Origin of the sequence: Stenotrophomonas sp. PS02300 (assembly GCF_029959395.1) — a bacterium.
Taxonomy (GTDB): domain Bacteria; phylum Pseudomonadota; class Gammaproteobacteria; order Xanthomonadales; family Xanthomonadaceae; genus Stenotrophomonas; species Stenotrophomonas maltophilia_AD.
Window position 1 is genome coordinate 1 of sequence record NZ_JASCOP010000135.1, and the last position, 10,941, is coordinate 10,941.

General features: G+C 67.0%; 14 protein-coding genes. 3 read left to right on the forward strand and 11 right to left on the reverse strand.

Features of this window, described 5'->3' with window-relative positions:
- Positions 1–108: 108 nt before the first annotated feature.
- The 11 genes from QMX79_RS17725 to asnS all read right to left on the reverse strand — a co-directional run bounded on the left by QMX79_RS17725 (position 109) and on the right by asnS (position 9,546).
- Complete coding sequence (locus QMX79_RS17725) at positions 109–648, reverse strand: DUF2939 domain-containing protein (protein ID WP_282247936.1); 540 nt, start codon at positions 646–648, stop codon at positions 109–111.
- Between the two features lie 70 nt (positions 649–718).
- Positions 719–1,405, reverse strand: coding sequence for a DUF2461 domain-containing protein (locus QMX79_RS17730; RefSeq protein ID WP_282247937.1), 687 nt, complete (start codon positions 1,403–1,405; stop codon positions 719–721).
- A complete protein-coding gene (gene sbcB, locus QMX79_RS17735; protein WP_282247938.1) occupies positions 1,402–2,841 on the reverse strand; it encodes an exodeoxyribonuclease I in 1,440 nt (479 codons plus the stop codon). The genes QMX79_RS17730 and sbcB overlap by 4 nt, the downstream gene beginning before the upstream one ends.
- The gene (locus QMX79_RS17740; protein WP_282247939.1) at positions 2,841–4,208 is read right to left on the reverse strand and encodes an NAD(P)/FAD-dependent oxidoreductase; all 1,368 of its coding nucleotides are present in this window, start codon (positions 4,206–4,208) and stop codon (positions 2,841–2,843) included. Before QMX79_RS17740 ends, sbcB begins: the two co-directional genes overlap by 1 nt.
- Positions 4,209–4,240: 32 nt before the next feature.
- Entirely contained in the window at positions 4,241–5,518 is a 1,278-nt protein-coding gene (gene kynU, locus QMX79_RS17745; protein ID WP_282247940.1) for a kynureninase, read from the reverse strand.
- Between the two features lie 157 nt (positions 5,519–5,675).
- On the reverse strand, positions 5,676–6,188 hold the full coding sequence (locus QMX79_RS17750) for a 3-hydroxyanthranilate 3,4-dioxygenase (RefSeq protein ID WP_282247941.1): 513 nt from the start codon (positions 6,186–6,188) through the stop codon (positions 5,676–5,678).
- 25 nt (positions 6,189–6,213) lie between these two features.
- Positions 6,214–6,876 (reverse strand): carbonate dehydratase, encoded by a 663-nt coding sequence (can, locus tag QMX79_RS17755; RefSeq protein WP_282247942.1) that lies wholly within the window; start codon positions 6,874–6,876, stop codon positions 6,214–6,216.
- On the reverse strand, positions 6,876–7,505 hold the full coding sequence (locus QMX79_RS17760) for an FMN-binding negative transcriptional regulator (protein ID WP_282247943.1): 630 nt from the start codon (positions 7,503–7,505) through the stop codon (positions 6,876–6,878). The genes can and QMX79_RS17760 overlap by 1 nt, the downstream gene beginning before the upstream one ends.
- A 7-nt stretch (positions 7,506–7,512) precedes the next feature.
- Positions 7,513–7,827 carry a hypothetical protein gene (locus QMX79_RS17765; protein ID WP_282247944.1) on the reverse strand — a complete coding sequence of 105 codons (315 nt, stop codon included), beginning with the start codon at positions 7,825–7,827 and terminating at the stop codon, positions 7,513–7,515.
- Complete coding sequence (locus QMX79_RS17770; RefSeq protein ID WP_093532547.1) at positions 7,824–8,129, reverse strand: hypothetical protein; 306 nt, start codon at positions 8,127–8,129, stop codon at positions 7,824–7,826. The genes QMX79_RS17765 and QMX79_RS17770 overlap by 4 nt, the downstream gene beginning before the upstream one ends.
- A gap of 22 nt (positions 8,130–8,151) precedes the next feature.
- Positions 8,152–9,546 carry an asparagine--tRNA ligase gene (gene asnS / locus QMX79_RS17775; protein WP_282247946.1) on the reverse strand — a complete coding sequence of 465 codons (1,395 nt, stop codon included), beginning with the start codon at positions 9,544–9,546 and terminating at the stop codon, positions 8,152–8,154.
- Positions 9,547–9,675: 129 nt separating this feature from the next.
- Between asnS and QMX79_RS17780 the strand changes: the two genes are divergently transcribed.
- The 3 genes from QMX79_RS17780 to rpsR all read left to right on the forward strand — a co-directional run bounded on the left by QMX79_RS17780 (position 9,676) and on the right by rpsR (position 10,850).
- Positions 9,676–10,014: an iron-sulfur cluster assembly accessory protein gene (locus QMX79_RS17780; protein WP_282247947.1), complete on the forward strand. Its 339-nt coding sequence runs from the start codon at positions 9,676–9,678 to the stop codon at positions 10,012–10,014.
- A 156-nt stretch (positions 10,015–10,170) separates the two neighbouring features.
- Positions 10,171–10,608, forward strand: coding sequence for a 30S ribosomal protein S6 (gene rpsF / locus QMX79_RS17785; protein WP_068852876.1), 438 nt, complete (start codon positions 10,171–10,173; stop codon positions 10,606–10,608).
- An 11-nt stretch (positions 10,609–10,619) separates the two neighbouring features.
- Entirely contained in the window at positions 10,620–10,850 is a 231-nt protein-coding gene (rpsR, locus tag QMX79_RS17790) for a 30S ribosomal protein S18 (protein WP_002804494.1), read from the forward strand.
- Positions 10,851–10,941: the final 91 nt, after the last annotated feature.

Sequence of the window (10,941 nt, forward strand, 5' to 3'; positions counted from 1 at the left end):
GTCGTGACCTACCGGTCGGGCGGACACATCGGGATGTCACGTCGTTGGCCGCGACATCACGGTCGGGCGGATACATGGGTAGCTCACGACCGTTGGTCGTGACGCCGCCTAATCGAGCGGGAGCTCGATATTGACCAATTTCCACCGCAACCCCTGACGCTGCAGCACGAACACCACCGGCGCGCCCTGCGCCGTGTGGGTGGTGGCGGTGAATCGTGACGTGGATTCGAACCGGTGCGTGGCACCCTCCAGCGGCCGCGCCGCACGCGGCGCCGCGTACGCGTCATTGCTTTCCAGGTCATTGCTGGCCCGCTTCCACAGCGTATGGCCTTCCATCAACGCCCCGATCCCGGTCGGCGTGACCATCGCATCCACCGCGGTTCCGCTCAGCTTCTGGCCCACGGTCAACAGCATGGCACCGACCAGGTTGGACTGCACATCCGGTCCGGCGCGGCGCACCACGTAATCGTCCAGCTGCGCGCGCAGGTTGGCGCGCAGCATCGGGAAGTCCACGTAGCGGTCCAGCGTCGAGGTATCCCGCTGTTCGACCGCTGCGGCCAACCCACGCAGGGTCAGATACGGCCCGCTGACCAGCCAGCCCGCCAGCAGCACCACGACCAGCCCCAGCAGCAGAAGCAGCTTTTTCATGGCGCCAGCTTGCCGCACCCCGCGTCAACGGAGGGTAGAGCCACGCCCTGCGTGGCTGAGCGATAGCCCCTCAAAACTCCAGATCCAACGCAGCACACAGATAATCCACAAACGGCCCCAACGCCACCAGGTCCTTCGCCAGCGTCTGCCGCAGCTTCGGCCCGGTCATGGTCGCATCGTCCAACGAGCGCCAGAACACCCAGTTGCGGTGCTTCAGGTCATCGATGAACTCGAAGTCCGGCTCGAACCCGCGCGGCGCCCGCACCAGCTTCTCGCTTTCCTCGAAATCGAACTTCTTCCGCAGCGCCGGCGCATGCGCGGCGGCCTTCCATGCACCGGGGTTGTCCACGATGAAATGGCGTACCTTGCGCTGGGTGGCCGGCTCGGGATGCCACAGGCCGGCGCCAACGAAGCACCCGCCCGGCTGCAGGTGGATGTAGAACGACGGCGCCGGCACCTGCTTGCGCCGCTCATGGAACAGCCGCGCCCCCTGCCAGGTCTTGTACGGCGACTTGTCGTTGGAGAAGCGCGCATCGCGGTAGATGCGGAACAGCGAGCCGCCCACGCCACGCGGGTCGGCGCGGAAGTGTTCGCTGACTGCGGCCAGGTCCGGCTGCAGGTCGCTGATCAGCTGCAGGAACGGCTGGCGTACGTGTTCCTCGTACTTCGGCTTGTGTTCGTTAAACCAGGTCTTGTCGTTGTTGCGCGCCAGCCCGCGCAGGAAGGTGAAGCTGGCGGGAGTGAAATAGGTGCTCACAGGCTCTGCTCCAGATCGGTGCCCCAGTCGCGCAGGTGCTGCAACAGGGCAAGTTTGGCCGGGTCGGCGGCATGCTCCAGCGCCAGCGTGTCCAGCTGCGCGCGGAAGTCGGGCAGGGTCTGTTCGCCCAGCCCGGCATCGCCGAGCAGGCGCTGCCGCCGGTAGTCGTTCCAGCGCCCGCGCTCGCCGGCATCCAGCGTCTGCGGGTGGTTGCGCGCGCGGTAGCGGAACAGCAGCTCCGGCATGCGCGGGTCCTTCAGCCGCTCGGCGAAACCGGCCAGCTCGGCCGGCGGGCTGGTGCGCAGGCGGGTCATCAGGGCCTTGTCGCCGTCGGCCAGGAAGCCGTCGTACAGCGAGGCATCCACGTCGCTGACCGTGGCCACGCGCTCGCCGCCGTACACCTGCCGTACCTTCTCGACCAGCGCCGGGCCAGCCTCGCGCACCCGCGCGGCATTGGCCTCCACCAGCGCCACGTCGATGCCCAGCCGGGCATGGTCGGCCGGGCGCAGGTGGTTCCAGGCCACCAGCGCCGGCACCTTGTTCAGGTGCACTTCCTTGAGCGGTACGCGCTGTTCGCCCTCGGCCAGGTCGGCGGCACGCGTGTACAGGCGCGCTGCCAGCGTCTCGGCCGGCAGGGCCAGCAACCCATCGATGTCGCCTTCCAGGTCCAGCGCGATGACACGGTTGTTGATGTACGGGTGGCGTGCGATCGGCATTACCGGCGCGGCGCACATGCGCTGGGCCGGGTAGCGCATGGAGATGTGCAGCACCGGTTGCAGGCCGTCCACGTCGAGCAGGCTGCCGACGAAACGCTTGTCGCGCAGCTTCAGGGCGTAGTCCCACAGCCGTGGCTGGGCCTGCTTGAACAGGCGCGCCATGCCGATGGTGGCGTGCACGTCGGACAGCGCCTCGTGCGCGTCGCCCTGGCGCACGTCGTTGGCCAGCGCCAAGTGCTCAAGCTTGAACGAGGTCGCGCCGTCTTCGCGCTGCGGCCAGGCGATGCCGTCCGGGCGCAGCGCGTGTACCAGCCGCAGCATGTCCAGCAGGTCCCAGCGGGAGTTGCCGTTGCGCCACTCGCGTTCGTAGGGATCGAAGAAATTGCGGAACAGCCCGTGGCGCACGAACTCGTCGTCGAAACGCAGCGTGTTGTAGCCCAGCGTGCAGGTACCCGGGCGCGCCATCAGGTCGTTGATCCGCGCGAATGCTTCGGCCTCGCTGACCCCTTCGGCCTGCGCATGCTGCGGGGTGATGCCGGTGATCAGCGTGGCGATCGGCGAGGGCAGCAGGTCGTCCGCCGGCTTGACGTAGAAGCTCACCGGCGCGTCGACCATGTTCAGGTCGGCATCGGTGCGGATCGCGGCGAACTGCGCCACGCGCGTGCGGCGCGGGTCCTGGCCGAAGGTTTCCAGGTCGTAGAACAGGAAGCTGTCGGCCATCAGTGCGCGCCCTCCAGCACGGGCAGCTGTGCGTGGACCACGCGTTCCAGTGCGGCCCAGTCGATGTGTTCCAGGCTGTCGTGGCCGGCGGTGGCCTGTTCCAGGATGCGCCGCTGCAGCTCGGTGCGCTCCAGCGCCACCGCGTACGGCGTGTGCAGGAAGGTGACCATGGTGTAGTGCGGCACGAAGCGGGTGGGCCAGCGCGCCTGCAGCTGCTGCTCCAGTTCGCGCTGCAGCAGGAAGGCCGGGTCGGCCACGCGGTCGCGCATTTCCAGGTAGTTTTCCAGCGCCATCTGCTGGATCGCTTCGGCATTGGGCTTGCGCTCGGCTTCGAAGGCGGCGAAAGCCTGGGCCAGCGAATCCTGCTCCAGCAGGTGCCGGGCCAGCGCCACGCAGTCTTCGAACGCGCAGTTCATGCCCTGGCCGTGGAACGGCACCATGGCATGCGCGGCATCGCCAAGCAGCACCGCGCGGCCCTGCAGGTGCCACTGGCGCAGGTGCAGGGTGCCGAGCAGGCCGGGCGGGTGTTCTTCCCAGTCGCGGCGCAGGTCCGGGATCAGTGCCAGCGCATCGGGGAAATCGCGCGCGAACAGCGCTTCGGCTTCGGCACCGCTGTTGGTGGTGGCGAAGCTGGGGTTGCCTTCGTTGGGCAGGAACAGGGTGACGGTGAAGGTGCCCTCGTCATTGGGCAGCGCGATGCACATGTAGTTGCCGCGCGGCCAGATGTGCAGGGCGTTGGCCTCGATCCGGAAGCCACCCTCATCGGTGGGCGGGATCTCCAGCTCCTTGTAGGAGTGGTCGAGGAACTCGATGCGCTCGTCCAGCGGGTGCTTGCGGTTCATGGCCGCGCGCAGCGCCGAGCCGGCGCCGTCGGCGCCGATCAGCGTATCGAAGCGGATGTCGTGCGGATGGTCGTCGCGGTCATCGATGAAACGCGCATAGCCGGCGTCGAAGTCCACGGTGTGCAGGCGGCGGTGGAAGTGCACCTGCGCGCCCGCATCCTCGGCCAGCTGCAGCAGCGTGGTGTTGAGGTCCTTGCGGTGGATGGACCAGATCACTTCGCTGTCATCGCGGCCATAGCGCTGCAGCTGCGGCTCGCCCTGGCGCGGGTGCACCATGCGGCCGCGCATCATCACCGCCTTGGCCATCACCGCGTCTTCGACCCCGGCCTGGCGCAGCGCATTGCGGCCGCGTTCGGCCAGGGCCAGGTTGATCGAGCGGCCGGACTCGTAATCGCTGATGCGCGGGTCGCCGCGGCGTTCGTACAGGGTGATCCGCCAGCCCTGGCGGGACAGCAGGATGGCCAGCAGGGAGCCGGCCAGGCCTGCGCCGATGATGCTCAGGGAGCGATGGGGGGTAGCGATCAAGGCGGTTCCGCGCAGGAGTGGGGGAGGGCGGCTTACAGGCCGGCCCAGGATTCCACTTCCTCGACGAAGTGGTGCAGGTCAAGGTAGCGGTTGTACAACGGGGTGGGCGAGATGCGGATCACGTCGGGTTCGCGCCAGTCGCCCAGCACGCCCACGGTCTGCAGGTATTCGAACAGGTTGCGGCCGCGCTCGCGGCCGGCCACCACCCGCAGCGACAGCTGGCAGCCACGGCGTTCGGGTTCGCTGGGGGTAAGCACCTCGAGCACGCCGGGCAGGCGGGCGCGGACCAGCGCATCGAGCAGGCCGGTGAGCTGCAGCGACTTGTCGCGAAGGGCCTGGATGCCGCCGGCCTTGTCGATCACGTCAAGCGCGGCCCGCAGCGGGGCCAGCCCCAGCACCGGCGGGTTGCTCAGCTGCCAGCCTTCGGCGCCCACGGCCGGCACGAACTGCGGGGCCATCTTGAAGCGGGTGGCTTCCTCATGGCCCCACCAGCCGGCGAAGCGCGGCAGGCTGGCGTCGCGGTGGTGGCGTTCGTGCACGAAGCAGCCGGCCACGGCGCCGGGGCCGCTGTTGAGGTACTTGTAGTGGCACCACACGGCGAAGTCGGGCGCGATGTCGTGCAGCTGCAGCGGCACGTTGCCGACCGAGTGGGCCAGGTCGAAGCCGACCCGCGCGCCCTGCAGGCGCGCCATGCGGGTGATCGCGTCCAGGTCGAACACCTGGCCGCTGCGGTACTGCACGCCCGGCCACAGCACCAGCGCAAGGCGCGGGCCGTGTTCGGTGATGGCGCGTTCGATGGCCTGCAGCGAGAGGGTGCCGTTGGGCTCATCCGGCTGCACTTCGACCAGGTCGGTGGCCGGGTCGAAGCCGTGGAAGCGGATCTGCGATTCCACCGCGTGGCGGTCGGTCGGGAAGGCGCCGGCCTCCATCAGGATCACCGGGCGTTCGGCGCTGGGCCGGTAGAAGCTGACCATCATCAGGTGCAGGTTCACGCTCAGCGTGTTCATGGCGACCACTTCGCTGGGCAGGGCGCCTACGACCTGGGCCAGCTGGCGGTTGACCAGCCGGTGGTAGCCCAGCCACTGGGTCTCGCCGGTGAAGTGGCCTTCCACCGCCAGCGCGCCCCATTTGTCCATGACTTCCTGCACCGCGGCCTTGGCACCGCGCGGCTGCAGGCCCAGCGAATTACCGACGAAATAGGTCTGGTCGCGGTGGTTGTGCTGGGGGAACACGAACTCAGCGCGCAGCGCACGCAGCGGGTCGGCGGCGTCCAGGGCGGTGGCATGGGTGCGGCTGAGGAGCTCGGACATTGGACGATAGAGGTTGTCTGTGAAAACACAGTTTATCTATCTGTTTGGCCTATGGGATGAATCCGACATAGAGAGCAAAAACGACATGGTTTGACGTCAGATGCCCGGTCTAACACCGTAGCGCCAGGCCCTGCCTGGCTGCCGTTCACGCACGGGCTCAGGTCGCCGGCAACGGATCCACGTGCCCACACGCGTCGCACGTACGCAGCTCAAACGAGGCGTGGTAGTCGGCGAACACCTTCGGCAGGTCGGTCTCGATGTTCTCCAGGGTGAAAAACACCTCGTACAGCTTGTGGTTGCAGCGCTCGCAGAACCACATCACGCCATCGCGCTCGTGCGCCAGCCGCTTGCGCTCGACCACCAGGCCGACGCCGCCGGGCGGGCGGCGCGGGGAATGCGGCACCTTGCCGGGCAGCAGGAAGATCTCGCCGGCACGGATCGGGATGTCCCGCACCGCGCCGTCTTCCTGCACCTTCAGCAGCATCTCGCCTTCCAGCTGGTAGAACCACTCCGGGCCTTCGTCGTAGTGGAAGTCGGTGCGGCTGTTCGGCCCGCCCACCACCATGATGATGAAGTCGCCGTTCTCGATCATCTTGTTGCCCACCGGCGGTTTGAGCAGGTGGCGGTTTTCTTCGATCCAGCCCAGCAGGTTGATGGGGGGCGCGAGCATGGCAGTGGGCTTCCTGCAGGAAAGGTCAGTCGCGCCGGCCGTGGCGCGGAACGTAGGAGAGGGCCTTCTCATAGGCCGGCTGCAGCTCTTCGGGGCTGCCCACGTCGATGCCCATCTCGCGCACCCGGCCGTCCTTCAGGCTGTATACCCAACCATGCACCATCAGCTTCTGGCCGCGGGCCCAGGCATCCTGCACGATGGTCGAGCGGCAGGCGTTGACCACCTGCTCGATCACGTTCAGTTCGCACAGCCGCGCGTGCTTCAGCTCCGGTTCCTCGATCGCCTCCATGATGGCGGCGTGCTTCTGGGCCACATCGCCCACATGGCGCAGCCAGTTGTCGGCCAGGCCCACGCGGGTGTTGTTGAGGCTGGCATGCACGCCGCCGCAGCCGTAGTGGCCCACGATCAGGATGTGCTTCACCTTCAGCTGGTCCACCGCGTACTGGATCACGCTCAGGCAGTTGAGGTCGGTGTGCACCACCACGTTGGCCACGTTGCGGTGGACGAACACCTCGCCCGGGGCCATGCCGATGATCTGGTTGGCCGGCACGCGCGAATCGGAGCAGCCGATCCACAGGTATTCCGGATGCTGCTGCTTGGCCAGCTGGTGGAAGAACTCGGGGTCTTCCTTCTCGATCCGGTCGGCCCAGTCGCGGTTGTTCTGCAGCAGCTTGTGGATGTCTTTCATCAGTGCGGTACCTCTAGTTTCCAGCGCATCCACTGCGCCAGCTCATGCGAAGGAGGGGAATCAAGGGCCGAGAGCGCGTCGATGACGCTGTGCTGGTTGGCTTCTGGATGGTTCTGGCTCAGCTTCAGCTTGACCTGTACCTGCTGGGCGCGGAAGCGGAACCCGACGATGCCGGCCAGCATGCGCCGCTGGCGCGGCTCGATCGGCAGCAGGTCCCAGTCGCCGCCCACCAGCGCCTCGTATTTGGCGCTGAGCCGGTCCAGCATGTCGATCAGGGCATCCGGATCGGTCACCGGTTCCAGCGTGCCGCGCAGTTCGGCGGCCGCGTAGTTCCAGGTCGGCACGCGGGCCTGGGCGTCCTTGTCCGGGTACCAGCCCGGCGACACATAGCCGTGCGGGCCGTGCACCAGCACCAGCGCCGGTCCGGCGTGGCCGGCCTGCGGGTTGGGCCGGGCCCAGTGCCCTTCGATCAGGATCTCCTGCCCGTCGCGCCGGTACAGCACGGGAAGCAGGGTCACCTGGGGAAGGCCGTCGCTGCCGGTGCTGACCACGGTGACGAACGCATCGCGTTCCAGCAGCCGGTCCAGCCAGGTCAGGTCGGTCTCAACGAAGTCGGCCGGGATGAACATGGTCGGCTCAGGCGCGCGCGCCGAGGCTGATCACCATGTGGCCGCGCAGCGCGTCATCACTGTCGGCCTGGGGCGGGCTGACGTCGTGCAGGCTGAAGCCGCGGATCAGCGCGTCTTCCTCGTCCAGTCCGTCAAAGGCCACGAACTCGGCGTCGAACAGCTGCGAACGGGCGGTGTCTTCGCTGTCGTAGCTCAGGGTATTGCCGTCGCTGTCGAGCACTTCGGCGGTGCCGCCCGGGCGGACCCGCAGGCGTGCCCAGATCAGGGTGTTGCCCAGGCTGGCGAGGAACCACTGGTCGTGGTGGGCGGTGATGTCAGTCATGTCAGTACCATCGAAAGCAGCCAGAGCAGGGCGGCCATGCCCAGTCCGGCCAGCAGGGTGAGCAGCGACAGCCAGGCCGGCGTGGCCAGCCCCGACAGCGAGCGGTCGGGGGTGTCGCGGTAATCGCGGCCCAGCAGCCAGCGCAGCGCGTCCGGGCGCAGGAAGGCGCCACTGCCGAAGCGGTCGGCCAGGGCAGGGTGGCGGTCGCGGATGTGCACCAGCGTCAGCGGCCAGAAGATCACGAAGGCACTGAACCCGGCGATCGCCACGCCGACGAAGCACAGCGCGAAGAACAGGGTCATGGGCGTGCCTCCGTGGTGGAAATCAGAACTCGGCGCTGCCCGGTGCGCGCGGGTAGGGGATCGCATCGCGGATGTTGCCCAGCCCGCACACGTACACCACCAGGCGCTCGAAGCCGAGGCCGAAACCGGCGTGCGGCACCGAACCGTAGCGGCGGAAATCGCGGTACCAGCCGTAGTGGGCCGGGTCCAGGCCGAACTGCGCCATGCGCGCGTCCAGCACGTCCAGGCGCTCTTCGCGCTGGCTGCCGCCGATGATCTCGCCGATGCCCGGGGCCAGCACGTCCATCGCGGCAACGGTCTTGCCGTCGTCGTTCAGGCGCATGTAGAAGGCCTTGATGTGCTCGGGGTAGTTGGTCACCACCACCGGGCGGCCGATGTGCTCCTCGGTCAGCCAGCGCTCGTGTTCGGTCTGCAGGTCCAGGCCCCATTCGACCGGGAAGTCGAACTTCTTGCCGGAGTTCTGCAGCAGCTTGACCGCTTCGCTGTAGTCGATCTGCTCGAACGGCGCGTTGATGAAGTCTTCCAGCTTCTGGATGGCGTTCTTGTCCACGCGCTCGGCCAGGAAGGCCAGGTCGTCGCCGCGCTCGTCGAGCACCGCGCGGAACAGGTACTTCAGGAACTGCTCGGCCAGGCGTGCGTCTTCGGCCAGGTCGGCGAAGGCGATTTCCGGCTCGATCATCCAGAACTCCGCCAGGTGGCGGGTGGTGTTGGAATTCTCGGCGCGGAAGGTCGGGCCGAAGGTGTACACCTTGCTCAGCGCCAGGCAGTAGGCCTCGACATTGAGCTGGCCGGACACGGTCAGGAAGGTTTCCTTGCCGAAGAAATCGCGGCTGAAATCGACCTCGCCCTGCGCGGTGCGCGGCAGGTTCAACATGTCCAGCGTGGAGACGCGGAACATCTGCCCGGCGCCTTCGGCGTCGGAGGTGGTGATGATGGGGGTGCTGATCCAGTTGAACCCGTTCTGGTGGAAGAACCGGTGCACGGCCTGGGCCAGGCAGTTGCGGATGCGGGTGACCGCGCCGAACAGGTTGGTGCGCGGGCGCAGGTGGGCCACTTCGCGCAGGAACTCGGCGCTCATCGGCTTGGGCTGGATCGGGTAGGTCAGCGGGTCTTCGACCAGGCCGACGATCTCGATGTCGCTGGCCTGGATCTCGAACGACTGGCCCTTGCCCTGGGACTTGACCAGGGTGCCGCGGGCGATGACCGAGCAGCCCGGGGTCAGCGCCTTCACTTCGTCGAAGTTGCCCAGGGTGTCATTGGCCACCACCTGGATGGGGGCGAAACAGGAGCCATCGGTGACATTGACGAAGGCAAGCGCCGCAGACCCGCGCACCGTGCGCACCCAGCCCCGTACTGTTGCCTCGCCGCCTTCCGGGATCTTCCCGGCAAGCGCATGTTCAACGCTGACCACCGTCATGACTTGAATCCTCTGTTGATCGACTCGATCTCTGAACGAGGAGTTTAACGGTTGCAGCGTTCTGCTTGCGAGGCATTTCTGACTGGGCCGTAGACCTATAATGTGTCCGATCCGCTGGAGTCGTCTGTCATGGCTGTCACCCTTACCCCTGTTGCCTTCACCCGTGTCCAGAAGTTCGTGGCCCAGACCCCGGGTGCGCTGGGCCTGCGCTTCGGCGTGACCCGCACCGGCTGTTCGGGCTGGGGCCACATCACCGACCTGGCCCGCGACGAGCGCCCCGGCGACACCGTCTTCCAGCAGGACGGGGTAAGCATTTACGTGGACGCCGACAGCCTGGCGCTGGTCGACGGCACCGAAATCGACTTCGGCAAGCAGGGCCTGAGCGAGACCTTCACGTTCAGGAACCCTAACGCCACCGCCGAGTGCGGCTGCGGCGAAAGCTTCACCACCGAGGCCGACAAGGCCTGAATCCGGCCCCGGGCGCCGCCCCGGCTTGCCCGGAACCGTTTCTGCTGCGATAATGCGCGGCTTCCTGCCTGATTCCTGGCAGGACCCTTGCTCCACCGCGTTCACCTGCGGGGGGCTGTCCGGCCCGAAAGGGCCACATCCGAAAGGTAAATACACATGAGTCGTCATTACGAAGTCGTGTTCATGGTCCACCCGGACCAGAGCGAGCAGGTTCCGGCCATGATCGAGCGCTACAAGGCGCTGGTCGAGAACGGCAACGGCACCATCCACCGTCTGGAAGACTGGGGCCGTCGTCAGCTGGCCTACCCGATCCAGAACCTGGTGAAGGCCCACTACGTCATGCTCAACATCGAAGTTGACCAGGCCGTGCTGAGCGAACTGACCGAAAGCTTCCGCTTCAACGACGCAGTGCTGCGCAACCTGGTCATCGTGCGCCCGGGCGCCGATACCGAGCAGTCGCTGATCATGAAGAGCAAGGACGAGAAGGGCGACAAGCCCGAGCGTGGTGAGCGTCGTCGTCGTGATGACGAAGAAGGCGAAACCACCCCCGCCGCTGACAACGATGCCGGCGACGACGCCGCTTCGGCCGCTTAAGGAGCACTGACATGTCCAAGTTCTTCCGTCGCCGCAAGTTCTGCAAGTTCACGGCCGAAGGTGTCAAGGAGATCGATTACAAGGATCTCAACACCCTGCGCCAGTACCTCACCGAGAACGGCAAGATCGTGCCGAGCCGCGTGACCGGTACCAAGTCGAAGTACCAGCGCCAGCTGGCAACGGCCGTCAAGCGCGCCCGTTTCCTGGCCCTGATTCCGTACACCGACAACCACGACGTCTGATGAAAGCCGGCGACCCCGGTCGCCGCTTTCGTAGTCCCCACCCCCCGCGCCGGTTGGCAGCCGGCGGGGCCGGGTCTACCGTTCGGATATT

What these genes read in the sequence shown, in the direction of transcription:
- QMX79_RS17750 (WP_282247941.1), bottom strand. Translation starts at nt 6,188, where the DNA reads ATGCTCGCGCCCCCCATCAACCTGCTGGGCTGGATCGAAGAAAACCGC.
- QMX79_RS17770 (WP_093532547.1), bottom strand. Translation starts at nt 8,129, where the DNA reads ATGACCCTGTTCTTCGCGCTGTGCTTCGTCGGCGTGGCGATCGCCGGG.
- kynU (WP_282247940.1), bottom strand. Translation starts at nt 5,518, where the DNA reads ATGTCCGAGCTCCTCAGCCGCACCCATGCCACCGCCCTGGACGCCGCC.
- rpsR (WP_002804494.1), top strand. Translation starts at nt 10,620, where the DNA reads ATGTCCAAGTTCTTCCGTCGCCGCAAGTTCTGCAAGTTCACGGCCGAA.
- QMX79_RS17725 (WP_282247936.1), bottom strand. Translation starts at nt 648, where the DNA reads ATGAAAAAGCTGCTTCTGCTGCTGGGGCTGGTCGTGGTGCTGCTGGCG.
- QMX79_RS17780 (WP_282247947.1), top strand. Translation starts at nt 9,676, where the DNA reads ATGGCTGTCACCCTTACCCCTGTTGCCTTCACCCGTGTCCAGAAGTTC.
- asnS (WP_282247946.1), bottom strand. Translation starts at nt 9,546, where the DNA reads ATGACGGTGGTCAGCGTTGAACATGCGCTTGCCGGGAAGATCCCGGAA.
- sbcB (WP_282247938.1), bottom strand. Translation starts at nt 2,841, where the DNA reads ATGGCCGACAGCTTCCTGTTCTACGACCTGGAAACCTTCGGCCAGGAC.
- rpsF (WP_068852876.1), top strand. Translation starts at nt 10,171, where the DNA reads ATGAGTCGTCATTACGAAGTCGTGTTCATGGTCCACCCGGACCAGAGC.
- QMX79_RS17760 (WP_282247943.1), bottom strand. Translation starts at nt 7,505, where the DNA reads ATGTTCATCCCGGCCGACTTCGTTGAGACCGACCTGACCTGGCTGGAC.
- can (WP_282247942.1), bottom strand. Translation starts at nt 6,876, where the DNA reads ATGAAAGACATCCACAAGCTGCTGCAGAACAACCGCGACTGGGCCGAC.
- QMX79_RS17765 (WP_282247944.1), bottom strand. Translation starts at nt 7,827, where the DNA reads ATGACTGACATCACCGCCCACCACGACCAGTGGTTCCTCGCCAGCCTG.